Consider the following 21,157-nt stretch of genomic DNA (forward strand, 5'->3'; position numbering starts at 1 on the left):
GCTCAGCCCTTGTCGAACGGGTTCTTCGAGGTGCGCAGCGAGAGGCGGATCGGGGTGCCGGGCAGGTCGAAGGCGTCGCGCAGGCCATTCACGAGATAGCGGGTATAGGATTTCGGCAGCGCGTCGAGCTGGTTGCCGAACAGGGCGAAATGCGGCGGGCGGCTCTTCACCTGCGTGGCGTAGCGGATCTTGATGCGTCGGCCCGAGACGGCCGGCGGCGGGTTGCGGCTCGTCGCCTCGTTGAGCCAATCGTTGATGCGTGACGTCGAGACGCGGCTGCTCCAGACCTCGGCGGCCTCGACCACCGCCTTCATCAGCCGGTCGATGCCCTCGCCCGCGAGCCCGGAGAGCGGCACGACCGCGACGCCCCGCACCTGGGGCAGGAGCCGGGTGCAATCCTCCCGCAGGGTCTTGAGGAGGCCCGGCTGGTCGGCGACGAGGTCCCACTTGTTGAGGCCGATCACGACCGAGCGGCCCTCGCTCTCCACGAGGTCGACGATGGTCAGATCCTGCTTCTCGAAGGGGATCGTGGCGTCGAGGAGCACCACGACCACCTCGGCGAAGCGCACGGCGCGCAGGCCATCCGAGACGGCGAGCTTCTCGAGCTTGTCGTCGATGCGGGCGCGGCGGCGCATCCCGGCCGTGTCGTGCAGCTTGATCTTGCGGCCCCGCCATTCCCAATCGAGGGAGATCGAGTCGCGGGTGATGCCCGCCTCGGGGCCGACGAGGAGGCGCTCCTCGCCCAGCATCCGGTTGATGAGCGTCGACTTGCCCGCGTTGGGGCGGCCGACGATGGCGACCTTGAGGGAGCGACCGGCGGGATCGCCCTCCTCGTCCTCGTCCTCCGGGTCGGGCTTCGGCAGCGCCTCCCGGAGCGCCTCGTGCAATTCGCCGATGCCCTCGCCGTGTTCGGCCGAGAAGGGGATCGGGTCGCCGAGGCCGAGGGAGAACGCCTCGTAGGCGCCGCTCATCCCCGCGCCGCCCTCGGCCTTGTTGGCGATGAGGATGACGGGGCAGCCGGCCCGGCGCACCATCTCGGCGAAGGGCTGGTCGGCCGGCAGCACGCCCGCCCGCGCGTCGATGACGAAGAGCACGACGTCGGCTTCCAAGATCGCGGCCTCGGTCTGCGCGCGCATGCGGCCGAGGAGCGAGCCGGAATCCGCCTCCTCCAGCCCCGCCGTGTCGATGATGCGGAACAGGAGGCCGCCGAAATTGACGTCGCCCTCCCGCCGGTCGCGGGTCACGCCGGGCCGGTCGTCCACGAGGGCGAGCTTCTTGCCCACGAGACGGTTGAACAGGGTCGACTTGCCGACATTCGGCCGTCCGACGATGGCGACGGTCGGCAGGTCCATGACTGAGGTCTCGTCCGTTGGGTGGGCGGGCATCGCGAGGCCCGCCGGGGCCGCTCCGCCGGGGCGGAAACGGTCTCGAGGTTCGACAGGAACCCGCTCTTCTCAACCGGCCGGTCGGCCGGCCGGTTCGCTCAGCGGGTGATCGGCGGGGGCGGCGCGGCCGGCTCGGGCTTGGCGTCCGTGACGGTGACCGGGCCGCCGGCGACGAGGGCGGCGTAGACCTCGATGCGCTGGCGCAGGTTCTGCGGCGTCTCGGGGTCGGTGGTGAGCTGGTCGAACCAGCGGCCCGCCTCCTCGTACTGGCCGCGCCTGAGCGCGACGAGGCCGAGCATCTCGCGGGCGGTGTGGCGGAAGGGGCTGCCGGCCGCGAGGCCCTGCAGGCTCGCCAGCGCGGGCGCCGGATCGGCGGAATCGAGGCGCAGCAGCGCGGCGCGCAGGCGGGCAAGGTCGCGCAGGCCGTCGCCCGCGCCCGTATCGGCGGCGATGGCGTCGAACTCGGCGGCGCCCTTGGCCGGGTCGCGCTTGGCGGCCTCGACCGCGGAGCGCAGCTGCGCCAGGAGCCGGTATCCTGCGGGACCGTTCGTCTCCAGGCCCGTGAAGATCTTGTCGGCCTCGTCCGACTTGCCCTCGCGGGCGAGGCGGTTGGCCGTGTCGAGCTGCTCGGAGGCCGCCTCCGCCGCGTGGCGCTGCGCGCTCTGCCAATAGCGCCAGCCGCCGACGGCCGCCACGACGAGCACCGCCAGCGCGATGATCACGCCGCTGTAGCGGCGCCAGATCTGCGCGACCTGATCCCGACGGTAATCCTCGTTGACCTCGCGGAAGAACTCGTTGTTGTCGGCCATCGTCTCTCAGGCCGGGCCCGTGGGGCTGGCCGCCTTAAGCTGGTTCGTGAGCGCCCGCGCCTAGCACAGACCTCGCGGCTTGGCGACCGTCCCGTGGGCGCCGTGGCGGACCGTCAGGCCATGCCGGGCCACGCGTACACGCCGATCAGCGGGTAGTGCAGGTAGCGCCCGAACACGAACCAGACGGCGACGCCGACCGCGACCGCGATGGCGTCGTTGCGCCAGCCCGCCGGCCGCGCCGCCTCCCCTCCGTGCTGGGCCGCGACCTGCCCCGCCGTGAGCGCGCGGCGCTTGGCGCTGATGCGAGCCATGACCGCCCAGGCGAGGAAGCCGCCGAAAAGCAGGATCGAGCCGAGATCGCCGTTGGCGAGGAGATGGGCGGTTGCCCAGATCTTCACGGCCAGCAGCATCGGGTGCTTCGCCCGCGCCCGGATGTGGCCGGGCAGGTAGGTCGAGGCCAGCGCGATGAAGGCGAACAGGGTGAGCAGCACCGCGAGGTGGCGCGTGAAGACCGGCGGGTTCCAGACCGGGATGTAGCCGGACGCCCGGTATTCGTGGAAGCCGATGCCGATCAGGACGAGGCCGGCGAGCGAGAGCAGCGTGTAGCCGAGCTTGAACCGCCCCTCGCCGACGCGGCCGATGAGCTCGGCGCGCTTGGCCCGCGCCATCGAGAAGCCGTGCGTGCCGAGGAAGAGCACGAGGCCGAGGATCAGGAGGGTCATGATGTGCCTTCGCCGGGCGGGACCAAAGTGTGGAGGACGCCGGACGGGCGGGCCCGGTCAAGCTCATCGTAACGGTTCTGAAGCGAGTCTGAGCCGCTTGTCCAGGCCGACCCGATGACGCGCCGCCCGACCCCTCCCGCACTCCTCCTCGCCGCGCTCCTCACGCTTCCCGGCCCCGCCGCGGCGGGACAGGAGCCGCCGCTCTCCAGCCTCACCCTCGTCGGCCCGCCGCGCACGATCTTCAAGGCGGGGCGCGATGCCTGCGACGGGGCGGACGTTCCCGACGCACCGGCCCGCGCCTTCCGCGACGCGGGCGGCGCGGTGGCGATGTTCGGGATGCACTACCGCAACCGGGCCCTGCGGGGTCCGGACCTCGATCATCTCAAGCTCGACTGCGCCGTGGTGCTCGAATCCGGCGAGAAATCGGATCCCGCCCTCTACGACGACCGCTCCTGGATCACGGCGACCTGGACCGAGGACGGGCGGGCCGTCGCGGCCCTCCTGCACCACGAGTATCAGGCGAACGAGCACGAGGGCCGCTGCCCCGCCGGCACCTACATGGCGTGCTGGTACAACACGATCACGGCTGCCGCCTCCGGCGATGGGGGCCGCAGCTTCCGGCGCGCCAGCCCACCCGCCGTCGTCGCCGCAGCCCCCTTCCGCCAGGAGGTCGACCAGGGCCGGCACCGCGGCTTCTTCAATCCCTCGAACATCGTCGCCCAGGGGCGCTGGCGCTACATGCTCGCCTCCACGACCGGCTGGGACCGGCCGGGCAGCGATCAGGATAGCGGCGTCTGCCTGTTCCGGACCGCGACGCCGGACGACCCGACAAGCTGGCGCGCCTGGACGGGCGCGGGCTTCGCCGCGGCCTTCCCCGATCCCTACGCCGCCCGGGCGAGGTTGCCGGACACCTGCAGGCCGGTGGCCCCGTTCCCGGCCCCGGTCGGCGCGGTGGTGCGCCACCGCGGCACGGGCGCCTTCATCGCCGTGTTCATGGCGAAGGCGGGGGGCGAATTCCCGCAATCCGGCTTCTACTGGACGAGCTCGCGCGACCTCCTGGCCTGGGACAAGCCCCGGCTCCTGATGGCCGGCGCGACGCTCTACGACGATCCCTGCACGGCGCCGGGGGGATTGATCGCCTATCCGTCCCTGCTCGACCCCTCCGCCGAGGGCCGCAATTTCGACGATGCGGGCGACACCGCGATCCTCACCTACGCGACCCTGCGCACCGAGGGGTGCCGCATCACCTCCGAGCGCGACCTGCTGCGCCGCCCGGTCGCCATCAAGGTTTGGCCCTGACCCGCGCCGCTGAGCCCGACCCGGCGTATCCCGGAGGCCACAGGAGGGCGCGGGGCGACTCATTTGGCGTGGCGCGCGCGGCCCGTGGATGCGGCCCCTTCGCGAGTCCCGCCGGCTAAGATTCGGTCCCTACTGACCTTTTCGCCGCGCCGCTGTCGGCGAGACTGGACCGGCGGGGATTAGATCGGTGGTATTAGTACAATTCTCTTCGGCCTCTACCGGTTGATTACGTCTTAACATACTTCATAAGATGACTTCGGCACCTGATTCGTCGCGTGTCCGCGTTCAGGTTCCCTCCACATCAAGCTGTTTGGCAGAAAGGTCAATCAATGGCCCTGTATTTCTTTGAATTTTTGGATCCTGAATTCTTGATCAGCGACGACGAAGGAACGGAATGCGCGGACCACGACGCTGCCCTGGGCGAAGCGTTGCGGACCCTGTGCGAAGTGGCGGCGGATCAACCGCACCGCTACCTCGGCCGCCCTCTGCGCATCGAGATCCTCGACGACGAGAAACGATCCGTCCTCTCCTGCCATATCCAGCTGGGCGCCATCGAGCGGGCGCGCAGCGCGCTGAGATCGGCCGCCTGAGGCGGATCGCCTTCGCCGCCACGCCGTCTACGCCGCGCGCGAGCCTCGTGGGCTGCCGATCAGAAGGCCGAGACCGGAACGAAGATCGTCCCTTCGTTCCCTCCGTAGGGTCCCGTACTGGCTGAGTTATCCCCGGCACGTCCCTTCTGTCTCAACCCTCCGGTTACCTTTTCGTCCTGTGATCCAACGATCACGCGACAGGACACCAGAGATGAGCGCGACCATCCTCGATCCGATCAGCGGGCAGATCGTCCCCATCCCGAAGCCGAGGCCCAGGCCGTTCCGAGGTTAGAGCCGTGACGTTCGCTCGTCGGGCGTCCGGAAGAGTACCGAATACGGAACGTGAAAGCTTGGCCTTGAGTTGTCCCATCATGAAGATGAGCTTCGCGATACTCGGCGCCTCTGCCCTGTCCGCGCTCGTTCTGACGGCGGGATCGCGCACGGCCTCGCTCACGGGTCCGGGAGCCGGCGCCGCTCCGGGAAGCGCGGCCGTCTCGGTCGCCGCCGCACCGCTCGCCGCCCGCGCCTGGAGCGACCCGCCCGCCCGGCTGAAGCCCGAGCCGAGCCTGCGCGCCGAGGCCGCTCCTCCCCCGACGATGCCCGCTTCGGCAGAGCCCGCGACGACCGGAACCCTCGTTCAGTCGGCAGCGGCCTCGACCTCCGGGCCGCAGACGCCCGCTCATCTGCCTCTCGTGCAGGATGCCGCCCTGAAGCGGGAGCCGGGTCCCTCGGCCCTGCCGGTGAAGCGCGCGCCTTCCGCCCACGCCGCGCGCAAGGCGCCGGGGCGCAAGCCCGTCGCCTCCGTGCAGCCGGCCGCGAAGCAAGCGGAGAAGCAAGCGGACGAGCCGCAGGCGGCGCCGGCTCCTCAGCCCGTCGCCCTCGCCGGCCCGCTCGGAGACATCCTGCGCGGTCTCGGCCTCGTCGACGCGCAGAAGCCGGGCCCCTGATCCCGGCCGCTCTCAGGGGCGGCCCTTCGCGCGGAACGAGCGGAACAGCTTGAGGACCTTGCGACCGGGGCCCAATTCCCCGTCGCGGCGCGGCTCGTGACCGCCCGCCTCGGGAACGGGATCGTCCGCCGCGGCCGCCCCCTCGGCGAAGCGCTCGCCGTGGATGCGCATGAGCAGGTCGAGGGCGAGGCGCGGGATGGGATGGGCATGCTGATCGAGCAGCAGCACGCCGTCCGCGAGGGACCGGACCGTTCGATCCGACACGGCACGCTGCGACATCATCTCGGCCATCGCCTGATCGGCGAGCCTTGCCGTCAGCTCGGCCACCGTGTCGAGTTGCTCGGGCAGCGGTTTCTGACTGTTGCTCATCCAGGAAAAAGCCTCCTTGCGAACGACCTTACATCGAACGGCACAAGGCGTTGAGCCCCATTACGTTTTCATGTCGAGTAATGGCTCAGCTCGGATTCATGCGTCACCGCTCATTGACGTCGGTCCGAGCCGCGGCAACAAACCCGCCGCTTCGATAACGCTTTCGACAACGCTGGAGGTTCGCAGGTTGCTGGCGCGTGAACCGACCTACGATTTCGAGACGATCAAGGGGTTCCTGTGCCCGGGCGACCGGGTGCTGTTCTACAAGCCCCACCGGTCGCTCGGCTTCACGATCGACACGGAGGAGAACTTCGCCGTCGTGAACGACCTGCTGGCGCGCGACCTCGGGCTCGGCGAAGCGGACATCAAGGAAATGTTCTGCAACGGGGACGGATCGCAGATCATCGCGCGGATCGAGCCCTCCGCGACGGTCAGGTCGACGACGCGCCTGGGCAATGCCTTCGTGTCGACCCTGACGCCGGAGGAGTGAGCCGGCCCGGCCGCCGTCCGGTCGCGGCGCGGGAACGGGTGCGGCCGAGCCAGTCATCGCGGGCGAGCCAGCGTGATCGCTGCCGCGGGGCGGCGCCCGGCCGGGCAACTCCTCAGCAAAGGCTAGAAGGTGAGATGATCGATTTGCGCTTCCTTCACGCTGCCCGCAGCAATCGACCGGACGGAAACGATGGCTCAACAGGATCGTCCGAGGTTCAGCCTCGGTTCAGCGGAGCAACGCTCTGATCCGGCCGTGATTTGCAGGAAGGGAATGATCGTGAGGAAATTGGCTCTTTCGGCCGTCGCGGCGGCCTTCGCAGGGTCCCTGCTCGTCGCGCCGGCGGCGGAAGCGCGCCCGGGTTACCGGGGCGGCTATCACAACGGCTACGTCTATCGCGGCCATCGCCATCACGGCTATCGCCGCGGCCCCGGCGTGGGCGGTGCGCTCGCCGCGGGTGCGGCGCTCGGCATCATCGGCGGCGCGATCGCGGCGTCCCAGGCGCCCCGCTACTATTATCCGGCTCCGGCCTACGGCTATTACGGACCCGGCCCCTACGAATACGGCTACTGAGCCGATCCCCGGGCGGGCCGTTCCCGGCCCTGCTCAGCACGCCGTGCAGATCGGCCTCGCCATCTTCGCGCCCCGGTCGAGCAGCTTCCCGAGCACGGTGTCGCGCTCGGGAACAGGCGCGGGGACCGAGGGGGCGGGCGCCGCACCGACGGCGGCCTCGACCGTCGGGGCAGGTGCCGCCGCAGGCGCCAGGCCCTCCGGCGCGCTCGCCTTCGGCGCCCGCGCCGAGCCGGCCCCACCGCCGAGGCTCGTCCCGTCCGTTTGCCACCGGGCTCGCGCCGCGGCCGATTGCTGAAGCGCCGCCAGCGGATCGATGCCCGGACCGCGGCTCGCGATCAGCCCGTCCTCGCCCTCCACCACCACCTGCGTGTTCGCCAGCCCCTCCGCTCCGACGAGGGCGAACAGGCGGCTGGCATTCCCGGGTGAGAGTCGGATGCAGCCGTGCGAGGCGGGCCGCCCGAGATGCCGGCTCTGGTTCGTCCCGTGGATCGCGTGTCCTTCGGCGGTGAAGAAGATCGCGTAGGGCATCGGCGCGTTGTCCCATTCCCGCGAGAGATGGTGCCGGCTCATGCGCGAGGGCCGAAAGGTGCCGCTCGGCGTGTCGTAGCCGGAGGCGCCGGTCGATACGGGCCAGAGGTGTCGCTCCTGGCCGTTCACCGACACGGACATCCGCTGACCCGCCTTGTCGATCCGGATGACGACCTCGGCGGCGGCGGCGAGAGGCAGCGACAAGCCGAGGAGGAGACCTGCCGCGAGGCGCCCGAGGCCGCCTGCCGCGCCTCGACCGATGCCCGGACCCCGTAGAGCCTGTGTCATGGACCGCCTCCCGCATCCCACGCCGAAGGTCCGCCTCCGCCTCGCTACGCTCGGGCGGTTCCGGCAGCGGACCGTGCACATTCCCGAACAGGCCTGAAACCTTCGAGCGGCGCAACCCGTACTCCCTTCGGAGTGGGCGAACGATGGAGGCGCGCGTGTACATCCCTCGATCCTTGCCGCTGTCCCGGTCCTGGCGGCTCGAAGCGGGACGGATCGCGGCATCGCCCGTCGCGTTCGTGTCGGACCGGGCCTTCATCGCGGCCTGCACGATGGGTGCGCTGACGGCCGAATTGGCCTGTTGGCTGGTCCTCGGCTGATCGGCCGGTGGCGCGGCGCCGAGGATGGCTGCCTGCGTTGACGAACCTGTCGAAGCGGCCCGGCCGCGAGAATCGCGCGCCGTCGCATCGGACGTCCGAGCGTCTTCGGTCGGACAAAGGACCGGTTCCGCGAAGTAATTCCGGGCGTCTCATCCGGTCCGTAAGCCTCCCTTAATCCTGTCGCGTCATTCTCCCGATGCTGATCGGCCGATCCTGTTGCTTGCCGAGAGCATGGCTGTGGAGTTCTACATGAGGCGCTTACCCGCCCTCCCCCATTGGGCGCATGCCGCCCTGGTCCGCCTGGATGCCACGACGGCGGTTGCGGCCGTTCTCGGGCTCGCGGCCCTCGCGGGCTGGGGCGCCTTCGCCGGCAAGGCCTGGTCGCAGCGCGATCTCGCGGAGCAGGTCGAGCTCCTGCAGGCGGATCGCGGGCGCCTGACGGCGAGCCTCCGGCAGGTCGAGCAGGCCAATGCCGAGATCGCGCGCAGCGGCCAGGAGAAGCTCGCGGGATTGCGGGAGGAACTCGGCCAGGCGGTCGCCGCGCGCGAGGCCGCGAAGGCGCAGCTCGCCGCTGCCCAGCGCGATACGGCCAGCCTCAAGAAGCGCTTGGATCAGGCCCGGGACCGCGTGGCGGAGACGGGCAGCATCAAGCCGGCCGAGACGAAGAAGGCGCGCTGAGCCCGGCGGCCGCGCTTCAGCCCGGCGGCCACGCTTCAGCGCGGCGGCGGGAAGGTCCAGAAGAACTCGCCGGTGCGGCCGCCGCTGAGCGTCGCCTGGCGGGTCAGGAACCGGCACTCGGCCTCCAGGGCCGCCTCGCTCCAGCCGGTGCAGGAGCGCATCTTGAGCGAGACGGGATCGTAGTCGAGCCGGTGCTCGGGCGGCGAGCGGACCATCAGCCCCGAGGGCAGCACGACGCAGTGATAGACGCGCAGGGCGCACGGGAGCCGGCGCGCGCGCTCGAAATTGCGCCGGAAGGTCTCCGGATTGTCGCCGGGCAGGCCGAGGATGATCTCGACCGCGAGGCTCGCCACCGCATCGAGCTTGCCGAAGGTCTCGTCGAAGCGCCGCTCGTCGTAGCTGCGGTCGACATGGGCGAGGACCGCGCTGTCGAAGCTCTGCAGGCCGATCCCGACATAGGCGTTGCTGACCGAGGCGAGGAAATCCAGGTGCTCCTGGCGGACCGCCGCCGGATAGACCTCGCAGATCAGGCCGTGCGTCTCGAAGAAGCCGCTCTCCTCCGCGGCCCGCTTCAGGTTGAGGAAGGCGTTGCGGTTGAGGTTGAGCCCCGCATCGACGAGCAGGGCGGCGTAGACGTCGTGGCGCGCGATGGCGGCGAACTCCCGGTCGAGGTGATCGACCGCGCGGACGCGCTTGGGCGATTCCATCGTGCCCCACTCGCAGAACGAGCAGGTGAAGGGGCAGCCCCGATAGGTCTGCAGCACGCCGAGCCCGCCGTGCTGGACGAGGCCGAGGGCGTAGGGCGAGGCGAGGCTGTCGAGATCGGCGAGCGGGCGGGCCGGGGTCTCGCGCCAGCCTGGGCCGTCCTTGACGGCGACACCGCGCAGGGCGCCGAGCCCGACCGGGGTTCGCTCCGTGAGGGACACGACCTCGCGGAATGTCTCCTCGCCCTCGTTGATCACGAGGAGGTCGATCGCATCGCGGAAGCCCGAGAAGGGGGGCTTGGCGAACATCACCGGGCGTGCCGAAGGGCCGCCGAACACGACGAGGCGCCGGGGATCGTCCTCCTTGATCAGCCGCGCGACCCGGCAGAGGAAGGGCAGCGACCAGAGATAGGCCGAGAAGCCGACGATGTCGGGGTCGAAGGCCAGGATCTCGCGGGCGATGGCGCCCGCCTCGCCGCCCGTCAGATCCCAGGTCCGGCAGGCGAGATCGGGGAATCCGGCCGCGCGGATCGAGGCTTCGACCATGCGCAGGCCGAGATTGGGCACGAAGCTCGGCATCGCCGGATCGCGCTCCGGGTACTGCGCGACGAGCGCGACGCGCCGGCCCGGGCGGAATGCGCTCACCGCCCGGCGGCCTGGCGCCAGGAGGGGCGTGACGGCTGGCGCTCCTGCTGCCGGGGGAAGGACCACCAGAACTCGCCCGCCTTGCCGCCGGCCGCGAGGGCGCGGGCGCGCAGCTCCGCGCGCGTGCGCGCCACCGCCTCCTCGCTCCAGCCCGCGCAGGATTGCAGGGTCAGCGTCACGGGGTCGAAGCGGATGTCCCATTCCGGCCGGCTTCGGGTCAGCAGCGCGTCGGGCAGGACGAGGCAATGGTAGACCCGCACGGCGGCGGGCAGGGAGAGCGCGTAGTCGAGCGTCCGGCGGAACCCCTCCGGCGTGTCGCCGGGCAGCGCGGCGATGATCTGCAGCTCGATGTTGGTGACGCGGGCGAGCGCCCGCACCGCGGCCTCGAAGCGGGGTGAATCCGAGGGGCGGTCGTGCAGCCGCAGCACCGCCGGATCCATCGACTGCATGCCGACGCCGAGATAGGCGGTGCCGATCTCCTCGATGAAGGCGAGATGCTCGTCGCGCACGATCGAGGGATAGATCTCGGCCCAGAGCAGCGTCTCCTTGAGGAAGCCCGAGCGCTGGTTGGCCAAGCGCAAGTTGCGGAACGCGCCGATATTCAGGTTGAGGCCCGCATCGAGCAGGAACACCGCCGGCGCCTCGTGGCGGCGGAAGGCGTCGAGCTCGCGGGCGACGTACTCGGCGGAGAAGGCCGCCTTGGTGTTCTGCTTCGAGCCCCACTCGCAGAAGCGGCAGGACAGGGGGCAGCCGCGGAACGTCTCGAGGTAGGCGACGCCGCCCCGCGGCATCAGCCCGTGCGCGTAGGGCGAGGCGATGCGGTCGAGCGAGGCGATCTGCGGGCGCCTCTCCGTCCTGACCCAGCCCGCGGCTCCGGGCAGGGTCAGGCCGCGCACGCTCTCGAAGGTGGCGCGCGAGAAGGCGGGCAGCTTCGCGATGTCTTGGATGATCTCCTCGCCGTCGCCCTCGACCAGAGCGTCGAGATAAGTAAGCGCCGGGCTATAGGGCTCCAGATCGAAGAAGGCCGAGCGCGCGGAGGGACCGCCGAACACGATCGGGAGCGAGGGGCGGCGCTCGCGCAGGGCGCGTGCCACGGCGATCAGGGTCGGCGCCGACCAGACGTAGATCGAGAAGCCGATGAGATCGGGCTCGATGGCGAGGATCTCCTCGACATAGCCCGCCACGTCCTCGGCCCGCCGGTCGACGAGGGCGACCCGGATCCCGGAGAGGTCGGGATCGGCGAGGAGGGACGCGTGGATGCGCCGGATGCCGAAGCTCGGCAGCCGCAAGGGGCCGAGCTCCTGCGCGTCCGGGCGCGGGGTCAGGCAGACGAGCGCGACGCGCCGTGCGGCAGGATTCGATCCGGACATGGGGCTCGAAGGCGGTAGGCAGGCCGTCCTACTCTATCGAGAGGGAGAGGGGCAATGTGATGGCATTGCAAGAGACTTGTCGATCGGCTCGTCCTCGTCCCTCTGCATTGCAGGTCCGACGCAACTCGGGCCCGGCGCGGACGAATTGGCCGATCAGCGCTTGTCGAGGCGCAGGTAGAGGTAGCTGAGGCAGTTGCTGCGATGCAGCTCGCGCAGCACGACGCCGCCCGTGAGGCCCGGACGGCCGTTTGGCGCGACGACGTGATAGCTCGGCCCGGTGTTCCGCGTGGCATCCCGGGTCCGAAGGCTGAACCCTGCGCGCGCCGCATCGTGCGCGATCTCCGCGTCCGTGGCCCACATCGCCGGCCAGGGGCCGTAATCCCGCTCGAGCCTGTCGGCGAAGGCCGCGAGCGTCGCGGGCGGCAGAGCCGGCTGGCGGAGCAGGAGGTCGCTCATGACGAGGACGCCGCCGGGGCTCAGGACGCGGTGGGCCTCCCTGAGGAAGCCGAGGCGGCTCGGGAAATGGAAGGCGGCCTCGACGCAGAGGAGCCGGTCGAACGTCGCGTCGGCGAAGGGCAGGCGACAGGCGTCGGCGGCGATCCAGGACGCGTTCGCCGGGGAGGCCTCGGCGCGCAGGCCGACGGCGAGTTGGCGGGCATCAATGTTGAGGCCGTAGAGTTCGGCGCCCGGATGGCCGCGCCGCATCGCGCGCAGCGTACCGCCGAAGCCGCAGCCGACATCGAGCACCCGGTGGCCGGGCGCGATGCCGAGTTCGGCCACGAGGTGCTGGCTCAGGCGGGCTTGCGCCGCCGGGAAGGTCGCGCGCGCCTCCTCGGGGCCGACCCGCTCCGGCTCGTCCCAGTGGCCGAGATGGACATGGTCGATGCGGGCGCCCTCCGCGATCGCCGCGAGGAACGCGTCGAAATAGGCGGGGACCCGCGCCATCCGCCCTACCCCCAGCAATAGACGCCGTCCTTCGCCCGCGTCTCGGCCATGAAGGAACAGGCGGTCCAGCGCCGGGTCGCGCCGCCGACCGGCGCGACGTGGTGGAGGTAGCGGCCCGAGCGCAGCAGCACGAGCGTTCCGGCCTCGACGTCGAAGGCGTGCCGGGCGAAGGTCGCGATGTCCGGCTTCGGCGCCGGGCGGTCCCGGTTGAGGAACCGGGCGGACCACGCCTCGGCCTTCGCGTCGAAGACTTCGAGCATCCCGCCCCGCTCGGCCCTGGAGAGGGTGAGGACGAAGGAGAAGATGTCGCCCACGACCAGCGTCTCGAGATGCCGGTAGCTCGGCCGCATGCGCTGCTCGTTGTCGAAATGCGGCGGGATGTAGCCGCCCTCGCGGTGCGAGCGAAGGGTCGTGACCATGTAGGGGCCCGCGCGCCCCGGCCCCGGCGGCGGGCCGTAGGGCCGGCCGCCATCGATCGCCGAGAGGAGCCCCGTGATCCGCGACTCGAAGCCGCCATAGGGCGCCATGAGCGCCGCGAGGCTCTCGGTGAACGGGGGGACCATCGCGAAATACGCGGCGAGATCCGGATCCGCGAGGTTGAGGTTCATGCCGTAGAAGGACGAGCGGAACGGCGCCGGGAACGCGGTGGCCGGGAAGTTCTGCGCGTTCGTCTCCAGATCCGCGACGATCTCTGCGCACTCGGCCCGGCCGAGGACGTTGCGCACCACGACCGCTTGGATCTCGTCGGCGCGCAGCCGGCCGAGCGCCGTCGCGTGAGATGCCGCCTCTCCCGCATCGAAGGCAACCGTCCGGAGAAACGTCATCGAGGCTTCGTCCCACCCACCGCACGCGGGATAGCGCGGCCGCGCGCCGTCCCGCAATCCGAGGCGCGGCCAGAAGTGCCTCCGCCCCGGCCCGGCGAAGGGCGTTGAGGTCGGAAGGAGCGGAACACCGTTCGGGGCGGCCCGACGGGGCTTTGAGAGCGCGCCATCCATCCACCGATCCGGGTTGGCCGACCAGGCTCGGTAGAGCCCGTAATCAATAGTTGCATCCCGAAGCTATTCTTGCCGAATTCAACGCACAGTAATTCATTCTTCGAGGTCTTATTCTTCGCAAAATTCGACCTCAACTTTCGATTTTCACAAGTTTCTACGATGCGCGCGTCGCCCGAGATTCTGTTGCAGAGAGGCGACACAGGAGTTGGAATCTGCTTCTCCTGCGGCGCAGACTCGATCATAACAATCAGACTTATAAAGCGCCTCATCTCGATATTAGCCAGCGTGACGCCATAAGGCTGCCCGCGGGAGAGACAACGTCTCAAAAATTGTGAAATCAATACTGATCGATCTTGAGATCAGTCCAATTTGCCCGAAACGCGGCGAGGCATTAATCAACAATACAAGCGAAGATTGTACACATGCGTGCTGCCGCAGGCATGCTTGGGGGAATGATGTCTAAAGCCGGTCTTGCGTCTCGTCACGCGCTGCATCCGCTTCGTCGCGCGCTCGATGCCTCCACGGCGCTCGTCGGGATCGTCGTCCGGCCGATGCACGGCCCGACCGTCCTGCATCTCGCATCCTCGCCGGGGCTGGTGCGGGAGCGGCTGGCTCGCCTCCTCGTTCTGGCCGTCGAGGCGCCGGCCTCCCTGCTCGCCCGCCTGATCGAGACGCGGCGGGCGCGCACCGCCAAGGTCCGCCCGGCGGCTCGTGTTGGGCGCCGCCGGAGCTGGCGCGCGGCGGCCGCGAAGGTCGTAGCGGCGCTGCAGCCCAAGGGCCTGCCAGCGGGCTCGATGCTCGTGCTCGCAAGCCTCGCCGCCCCGCTGGGCATGGGGGCTGCCAGTCCGGTCAACGCTCAGACCTGGATCGGCGCCGGTGCACCGGCCGACTACAACAACAACGCGAATTGGACCACGAACGCTGCGCCTACAGGCGCAGGAAGCTCAGCAATTTTTTCCAGTACTGGTGTCGGAGCGGTCGATGTGACCGCGGCAATTTCGCCAAGCGCCTGGACGTTCAACGCGGACGCTCAGAGCTACTCGATCTCCGGCGCTAATGTGGATTTCGGCGGGACCGGGATCACCAACAGTGCCACCGCCGGCACTATCTCTATCGGCAACAACATCGGCGGGACGGGAGGCGTCGAGCAGAACGGCGCCGGTACGCTGACTCTCTCGGGCGTCAACACCTACACCGGCGCGACCACGATCTCGGGCGGAACGCTGGCGCTGTCGGGCGCCGGCACGATCGCGCAATCGAGCGGTGTCGCCGTCGCGGGCACCTTCGACATCTCAGGCGTCACCCCCGCAGGCACCTCCGTCACCACGCTCTCGGGCGCGGGCGGCGTGAATCTCGGCGGCAAGACACTGACCATCACCAGCGGCTCGACGACCTACGCGGGCAACGCCACCGGTACGGGCGGCGGTCTCACACTGGCGGGCGGCGGCCTGACGCTGACCGGCGCCAACACCTACACGGGCCTGACCACGGTTGCGGGGGGAACAACGCTGCAGATCGGCGGCGGAGGCGCCACGGGCGCGATTGTCGGGAATGCCGCCGTCGCCGGCACGCTCGCCTTCAACCGCAACAATGCGCTGACCTATGCGGGCGACGTCTCGGGAACGGGCCTGATCACGCAGACCGGAGCCGGCACCACCACCCTCTCGGGTGCTCTCACCAATGGCGGCGTGCAGGTCGCTTCCGGCGGCGTGATCATCTCCGGGAGCCTGAACACGGCTGGAACCGGCTTCAACAGCAGCAACCCGGCCGCTCTCGTCGATCGAGGCGGCACGAGCATTGGCGTGTCCGGAGCCGTCACGGCGACGTCATCCGCAGGGGATGTGGATGGCGTGCAGCTGAACGGGGGAACCCTGACGCTCGACGCGAGTGGCTCGGTCAATGCGAAGACGTCGGGCGTCTTCGCGCGAGCAGGCGGGACCATCGCCAACGCGGGCGCGATCACTGGCGGCGGCGACGGTGTCTTCTTCTCCCGTCCGGGCACCGCCCAAAGTCTGACCGTCACCGGGGGCGGCTCCATCACCGGCACGGCCGGCAGCGGCATTCTCGCCGAGACCGGGTCCGGCACGATCACGCTCGGCACGACCGCTGCAGGCGGGGCGCTCGGCACCGTCGCTGGTGCCCCCTTCGGCATCCGGGCAAACACCGACAACGGCGGCTCCGTCAGCATCGTGGCCGGCGGCCCTGTCACCAGCACGACCGGAGCGGCCATCTCCGTCACCACCAGCGGTGCCGGCAGCGCCGCGGTCACCCTGCAGGACAATGTCTCCGTACGCGGCGCCACCGCGGGCGGCGCGAACCACGGCGCGGGCGTGCTCCTCACGGCGAACGGCTCCGGGGCGGCCACCCTGACCGCGGGCAACAACGTGACGGTGCGCGGCGACCAGCCCGCAGCCGCCTCGATCACGAACGGTGGCGACGCCACTCAGACCTTCGGCAACACCGCTGTTCTGACCGGCACTTCCGGCGTCGTGGTGGATCAGCAATCGGCGGCGGGCATCGGTCTCGCCACCATCGCGATCGGCACCGGCGGCACCGTGACCGCGGCGGGCATCGATCCGACCGACCCCTACCAGGGCAACGCGCTGTTCGCCGGCAATCAGGGTACGGGCGCGACCAGCATCACGACCGGCGCGGGCACCGTGGTGACAGGCTCGAACGGCGCATTCCTCGCGCAGACGAACGGCGCGAACGCCAACGGCGCGACGGTCTCTCTCGGCGGCGCGACGACCGGCAACGGCGCGATCACAACACAATTCCCGAACAGCCCGACCTACACGGCAGCTTTCGCGGCCGCGGGCATCGCGACGCAAGGTCTCGGCGTCGGCGCCTCCAATGCCGGCTCAGGGCTCCTCACCATCACGGGCGCAGGCGCCGTGTCGGGCACGGCCGGCGGCATTGTGGCGCTCGCCTCGGGGACCGGCGGCATCACCGTCGCGGGGGCTGGCGCGACGACGAGCGCGAACGGCATCGGCATCGACGCGCGCGTGACCGGTGCGGGCGCGGGCGACATCTTCGTGACGCGCTCCGGGCAGGTCACGTCCGGCACGATCGGCATCAACGCGAGCACCGCTGGAACGGGCGCCGTCACCATCAATGCCGGCCCGGTGACGACCACGAACGGCTCGGGCATCGTCGCCACGGCGCCGAGCGGCGTGATGACGATCAGTACCAACGGCAACGTCACGGCGGGAGGCGCGGGCAATGCGGGCCTGTTCCTCACCGGCCCGAACACGGCCAACAGCGTCACCGTTGCGACCGGGAACATCATTGAGGGCGCGATCGGCCTGCGGATCGCCGGCACCCTCGCCGGCATCACGACCCTGACCAACAACGGCACGATCCGGACCAGCGTGGCGAACGGCAACGCGCTCCAGATCGATTCGGGGCGCCTGCGGATCGCCGATTCGGGGGCCAGCGCACCGGAAACCTACACCGGCCGCCTTGCGATCGGCTCCAACAGCACGCTCGAGATCAACCGGTCCAAGTTCCTGACCTTCTCGGCGGCGAACGGCAACGTGATCACCGGCGACACGACGGCTCAACTGCTGAAGCTCGGTGCGGGCACGCTGACCATCGCGAGCGCGAACGTGGGCAGCGCCCAGTTCAGCGGCACGACGAACGTCACCGGCGGGACGCTCCTCGTCGACGGCACGTTCGGCAACCCAGTCGCGGAGCCCCTGGCTGTTCCGCCTGTCGTAGCCAACAGCTCGGTCATCAACGTGGGCCTCGGCAACGGCACTCCCAATAGCGGGACGCTGGGCGGCAACGGAGTGATCGCAGGAACGGTCAACCTGATCGGCGGCGGCACGCTCTCGGCCGGAGGGATCGCCCCTACAGGTCCGGTGCCCTCGGCAGCCCTCGGTACCTCCCCGACCGCCGTCGCGGGAACCCTGACGATCAACGGCAACCTGAACGTCACCAGTGCCGGCGGCCCCAACGCCAACACCGTGTTCAACCTCGCTCAAGCCGGATTCGTCGGTGGTGCGAACGATCTCATTCAGGTCGGCGGCGCGCTGAACGTCGCCGCCGGCACGCTGACGCTGACGAACGCGACCGGGACCGGCGCGGCCGGCGCCGGCCTCTACCGGCTGTTCACGGTGGGCAGCGGCGGAACGACGGCCGCGAACTACACCATCGACGGCAACGGCTCTGCGGCGCGCCTGATCTACGGCCCGGGCAGCGTCGACGTGCGGATCGGCGGAGCGGCGGGCGGCGGCCGCTTTACCCAATTCTGGGACGGCACCGACCTCTCGGGAACGGGAGCGGGTGCGCAGGGCGGCGACGGCACGTGGGTGGGCAACAACGCGACCACGGGCAACACGAATTGGGGTGACGCCCGGAATGCGGGCAACATAAACGACGTCTGGCAGGGCGGATACGGGATCTTCGTCGCGAACACCTCCGGCGTGAATGCACCGGGCGGCACCGTGACGGTGAACGGGTCTCTCGGCCCGCTCAATTTCGAGCGGCTCGACTTCGAGCAGACCGGGTATGTGCTCGCCCCGGCGGCAGGCGGCACTCTGGTCCTGACCGGCGACACCGGCATCGGCGCCTTCGGCCTGACCGCTCCGGCAGCCGGCCCGACCACCGTGCTCTCTTCGGTCAACGTCATCGGCGCGGGCGACACCACTCAGATCAACGTTCCGCTGGCGAGTCCGGCAGGCGTGCAGACCGGTCTCCTGAAGGTCGGGGCAGGGACGCTTCAGCTCGGGGGCATCAACACCTACACGGGCGACACCCGCATCGCCGCCGGTACGCTGCAGGTGGTCAGCGGTGACGCCATCCGGGACTTCGCGACCGGGGTCGCAACCGGCCGGGTGCTGATCGACAACAATGCGACCGCGCGATTGCTCGTCAGTTCGGCCGAGACCATCGGATCACTCGAGAGCGTGGCTCAGCCCACGGCGGCCAGCCTCGCGGGCGCAGCGAACGCCGCCACGGCGAACGCACAGGGTCTCGTCACCCTCGGCGCCGCGCTCACGACCGGGGCCCGGACGACCGACACCGTCTACGCGGGCCAGTTTGCCGGCGCGGGCACGCTGAACAAGGTGGGCGCGAGCACCTTTACGCTGACCGGGTCGAACACGGCGACCAACAACTACACGGGCACCGTGAACGTGAACGCGGGCGTGCTTCGGGTAGACGGCCGCTTCGGCGACGTCGTGACCGCCGCGCCGACGGCGACCGTGAACGTCAACGCGAACGGCACGCTGCAGGGATCGGGCAACGGCGGTACGACCTTCCCGGCCACCTCGACCACGACGGGTCGCATCGACGCGAACGTGTTCGTCAATGCGGGCGGTACGCTCGCTCCCGGCAACGGCGCCGGAAGCGCGGGTACCCTGACGATCGGCGGCAACCTCTCCCTCGCCGCCGGCTCGGCCTCGCTCTTCGACCTCTCGGGCGCAGCGGGCATCCGCAACCAGACGAGCGACCTCGTCGTCGTCAACGGCGGCCTGACCGTCAACACGAATGCGGCCCTCACTCTGACCGGAGCGCCGGTCAGCGGCGTCTACCGCCTCTTCGACGCCGCGACCGTGACCGGCAATTTCGCGGCAGCCAACATCGTCGGCCCGGCCGGCACCGTGACCTATCTGGCTGCCAATCCGGGAGGGGCCACGCAAGTCAACGCACAGGTCTCCCTGGGCGGGCAGAGCGTCCAGTTCTGGGATGGCGCCGACCTGACCGGCGTGACGGCGGGATCGCAGGCCGGCGCGGGCGCTCAGGGCGGGACCGGAACCTGGAACGCGACGAACACGAACTGGACCAACGACGGCAGCAATACCGGCGCGGCGGCGACGCCCGGCAGCGCGAGCGGCGGAGAGGTCAACGGGCCTTGGCGAAACCAAGTCGGCGTGTTCGGCGGGACCGCCGGCACCGTGACGATCCAGGGTGCCGTCGGGGCCGAAGGCTTGCAATTCACGACCGACGGCTACGTGATCACGGGCGGCACGCTCACCCTGACCGGCGATTCCGCGTCCGACCCAGCCCGCACCTTCGTCAACGTGGGCGCCGGCCTCACCGCGACGATCAATTCGGCCCTGAATGGCGCCGGCGGCCTGCGCACGCGGGTCGGGAGCGGCACGCTGCAGCTCGGGGGCACCGGTACCTACACCGGGCAGACCCTGGTCGACGCCGGCACGAATCTCGTCGTGCTCAACGGCGGCTCGATCACGGGGAGCAGCAACCTGACCAACAACGGCACCACCACGCTTCAGGCCGGAAGCCTGGTGACCACGCCGACCGTCACCAACAACGGCACCTTCACTTCGTCGGGCACGCTGAACGCGACGACGTCTCTGACGAATACCGCGGGTGCGACCTTCAACCTTCTCGCCGGCGTCGTGACGACTCCGACCGCGGGGAATGCAGGCTCGTTCAACCACGGCGGCGGCATCCTCAACGCCGGAAGCTTCACCAACGCCGCGGCTGCGACCTATACGCAGAGCACACCTGCGACGCTGAACACGGCGACGACCGTCAATAGCGGGACCTTCACGGCCGGTGGCACGAGCACTGCGACCACCTCCTTCACCAACAGCGGCACGCTCATCGTCCCGGCGGCCTCGGGCGATCCTGTCTTCACGCCGACCATCACGACGCCGCTCTTCACCAACACGGGCCTCGTCCAGGGCCTGCTAAACCTGCGCGGCAACACGACCACGCAGAACGGCGCGAACGGCCTCATTCAGGACGGCCTGACGATCCAGGCCGCGGGCGGCGGAGCGACCTTCACGAATGCCGGCACGGTCGGCACCGGCGGCTTCGTGTTCGGCAACAGCGGCGGGACCGTCACCGTCAACAACAACGGCAGGTTCTTCGGCAACATCGCGAGCGCGGCGGGTTCGACGACCACGATCAACAACAGCGCGACCTGGACATACCAAGGGATCTCGACGCTCGCGGGCACCGACGCGATCGACAATGCCGGCCAGTTCACCGTCACGGCGGCGGGCGGGGCGCTCAACGGTCTCGAGCGCTTCACCAACCGCGCCGGCGGAAGCGTCGGCCTGAACGGGTCGCTGGCTGGCCCGATCACCGACTTCGTCAACGACGGCACCGTTGCACTCAACGGCAACGCACTGACGGGCGTCGGCACCTTCACCAACCGCGCCAGCCTGATCATGGCGGGCGGCAGCCTCGGGGCGGGCACGCTCGACAACAGCGGCACGCTCGCGGCGAGCGGCACGCTCAACGCCGCCACCGTCACCAACAGCGGCCGGATCGACCTCCTGGGCAACCTCGGCGGCAGCATCGGCCAGCTCGACAACAGCGGGCTGTTCAACCTCGCGACATCGAGCAGCGTCAGCGGGATCGGCACCCTCAACAATGCCGGCACCCTCAGCATCACCCAGGGCAACGCCAACAGCGGCACATTCGGGGTTGGCACCTTCAACAACCTGGGGACGGGCCGGATCAGCCTTCAGAACGGGCTGACCACGGACCGGCTGGCGCTGACGGGAAGCTATGCCGGCAGCGCCGGCT

The 21,157-nt window shown here is 70.1% G+C and carries 17 protein-coding genes; 8 read left to right on the plus strand and 9 right to left on the minus strand.

Annotated features, from left to right (window positions below):
• Positions 1-2: 2 nt before the first annotated feature.
• The 3 genes from der to J2X36_RS13795 all read right to left on the minus strand — a co-directional run bounded on the left by der (position 3) and on the right by J2X36_RS13795 (position 2,916).
• Positions 3-1,352, minus strand: coding sequence for a ribosome biogenesis GTPase Der (gene der / locus J2X36_RS13785; RefSeq protein ID WP_132257251.1), 1,350 nt, complete (start codon positions 1,350-1,352; stop codon positions 3-5).
• A 131-nt stretch (positions 1,353-1,483) separates the two neighbouring features.
• A complete protein-coding gene (locus J2X36_RS13790; RefSeq protein WP_132257248.1) occupies positions 1,484-2,194 on the minus strand; it encodes a tetratricopeptide repeat protein in 711 nt (236 codons plus the stop codon).
• A gap of 113 nt (positions 2,195-2,307) precedes the next feature.
• Positions 2,308-2,916, minus strand: a complete 609-nt coding sequence (locus J2X36_RS13795; RefSeq protein ID WP_132257246.1) for an NnrU family protein — start codon at positions 2,914-2,916, stop codon at positions 2,308-2,310.
• Positions 2,917-3,030: 114 nt separating this feature from the next.
• On the opposite strand from J2X36_RS13795, the gene J2X36_RS13800 reads away from it, so the two are divergent.
• The 3 genes from J2X36_RS13800 to J2X36_RS13810 all read left to right on the plus strand — a co-directional run bounded on the left by J2X36_RS13800 (position 3,031) and on the right by J2X36_RS13810 (position 5,752).
• Positions 3,031-4,215: a hypothetical protein gene (locus J2X36_RS13800; protein WP_310350554.1), complete on the plus strand. Its 1,185-nt coding sequence runs from the start codon at positions 3,031-3,033 to the stop codon at positions 4,213-4,215.
• A gap of 329 nt (positions 4,216-4,544) precedes the next feature.
• Positions 4,545-4,805: a DUF6894 family protein gene (locus tag J2X36_RS13805; RefSeq protein ID WP_132256061.1), complete on the plus strand. Its 261-nt coding sequence runs from the start codon at positions 4,545-4,547 to the stop codon at positions 4,803-4,805.
• A 371-nt stretch (positions 4,806-5,176) separates the two neighbouring features.
• Positions 5,177-5,752, plus strand: a complete 576-nt coding sequence (locus J2X36_RS13810) for a hypothetical protein (protein ID WP_310350557.1) — start codon at positions 5,177-5,179, stop codon at positions 5,750-5,752.
• Between the two features lie 12 nt (positions 5,753-5,764).
• On the opposite strand, the gene J2X36_RS13815 is transcribed toward J2X36_RS13810, so the two are convergent.
• Complete coding sequence (locus J2X36_RS13815; protein ID WP_310350558.1) at positions 5,765-6,121, minus strand: hypothetical protein; 357 nt, start codon at positions 6,119-6,121, stop codon at positions 5,765-5,767.
• A 187-nt stretch (positions 6,122-6,308) separates the two neighbouring features.
• Between J2X36_RS13815 and J2X36_RS13820 the strand changes: the two genes are divergently transcribed.
• Together J2X36_RS13820 and J2X36_RS13825 are read left to right on the plus strand one after the other, a co-directional pair.
• On the plus strand, positions 6,309-6,611 hold the full coding sequence (locus J2X36_RS13820) for a hypothetical protein (protein WP_132256064.1): 303 nt from the start codon (positions 6,309-6,311) through the stop codon (positions 6,609-6,611).
• 270 nt (positions 6,612-6,881) lie between these two features.
• A complete protein-coding gene (locus J2X36_RS13825; RefSeq protein WP_405029785.1) occupies positions 6,882-7,181 on the plus strand; it encodes a hypothetical protein in 300 nt (99 codons plus the stop codon).
• A 33-nt stretch (positions 7,182-7,214) separates the two neighbouring features.
• Here the strand turns inward: J2X36_RS13825 and J2X36_RS13830 are convergent, their stop codons facing one another.
• Positions 7,215-7,997, minus strand: coding sequence for a L,D-transpeptidase (locus J2X36_RS13830; RefSeq protein WP_310350561.1), 783 nt, complete (start codon positions 7,995-7,997; stop codon positions 7,215-7,217).
• Between the two features lie 143 nt (positions 7,998-8,140).
• Between J2X36_RS13830 and J2X36_RS13835 the strand changes: the two genes are divergently transcribed.
• Positions 8,141-8,314: a hypothetical protein gene (locus J2X36_RS13835; protein ID WP_165937950.1), complete on the plus strand. Its 174-nt coding sequence runs from the start codon at positions 8,141-8,143 to the stop codon at positions 8,312-8,314.
• 249 nt (positions 8,315-8,563) lie between these two features.
• A complete protein-coding gene (locus J2X36_RS13840) occupies positions 8,564-8,992 on the plus strand; it encodes a hypothetical protein (RefSeq protein WP_310350564.1) in 429 nt (142 codons plus the stop codon).
• A 35-nt stretch (positions 8,993-9,027) separates the two neighbouring features.
• Here J2X36_RS13840 and J2X36_RS13845 read toward each other — a convergent pair whose 3' ends face one another.
• The 4 genes from J2X36_RS13845 to J2X36_RS13860 all read right to left on the minus strand — a co-directional run bounded on the left by J2X36_RS13845 (position 9,028) and on the right by J2X36_RS13860 (position 13,480).
• On the minus strand, positions 9,028-10,341 hold the full coding sequence (locus J2X36_RS13845) for a B12-binding domain-containing radical SAM protein (protein WP_310350567.1): 1,314 nt from the start codon (positions 10,339-10,341) through the stop codon (positions 9,028-9,030).
• Positions 10,338-11,711 (minus strand): B12-binding domain-containing radical SAM protein, encoded by a 1,374-nt coding sequence (locus J2X36_RS13850; RefSeq protein WP_310350570.1) that lies wholly within the window; start codon positions 11,709-11,711, stop codon positions 10,338-10,340. Before J2X36_RS13850 ends, J2X36_RS13845 begins: the two co-directional genes overlap by 4 nt.
• Before the next feature lie 153 nt (positions 11,712-11,864).
• Positions 11,865-12,656: a methyltransferase domain-containing protein gene (locus tag J2X36_RS13855; protein ID WP_310350572.1), complete on the minus strand. Its 792-nt coding sequence runs from the start codon at positions 12,654-12,656 to the stop codon at positions 11,865-11,867.
• A 5-nt stretch (positions 12,657-12,661) separates the two neighbouring features.
• Complete coding sequence (locus J2X36_RS13860) at positions 12,662-13,480, minus strand: 2OG-Fe(II) oxygenase (protein ID WP_310350574.1); 819 nt, start codon at positions 13,478-13,480, stop codon at positions 12,662-12,664.
• Positions 13,481-14,202: 722 nt separating this feature from the next.
• On the opposite strand from J2X36_RS13860, the gene J2X36_RS13865 reads away from it, so the two are divergent.
• The coding region (locus J2X36_RS13865) for an autotransporter-associated beta strand repeat-containing protein (protein WP_310350575.1) at positions 14,203-21,157 on the plus strand (6,955 nt) is incomplete at its 3' end.

This window comes from Methylobacterium sp. BE186 (assembly GCF_031457035.1).
Classification (GTDB): domain Bacteria; phylum Pseudomonadota; class Alphaproteobacteria; order Rhizobiales; family Beijerinckiaceae; genus Methylobacterium; species Methylobacterium segetis.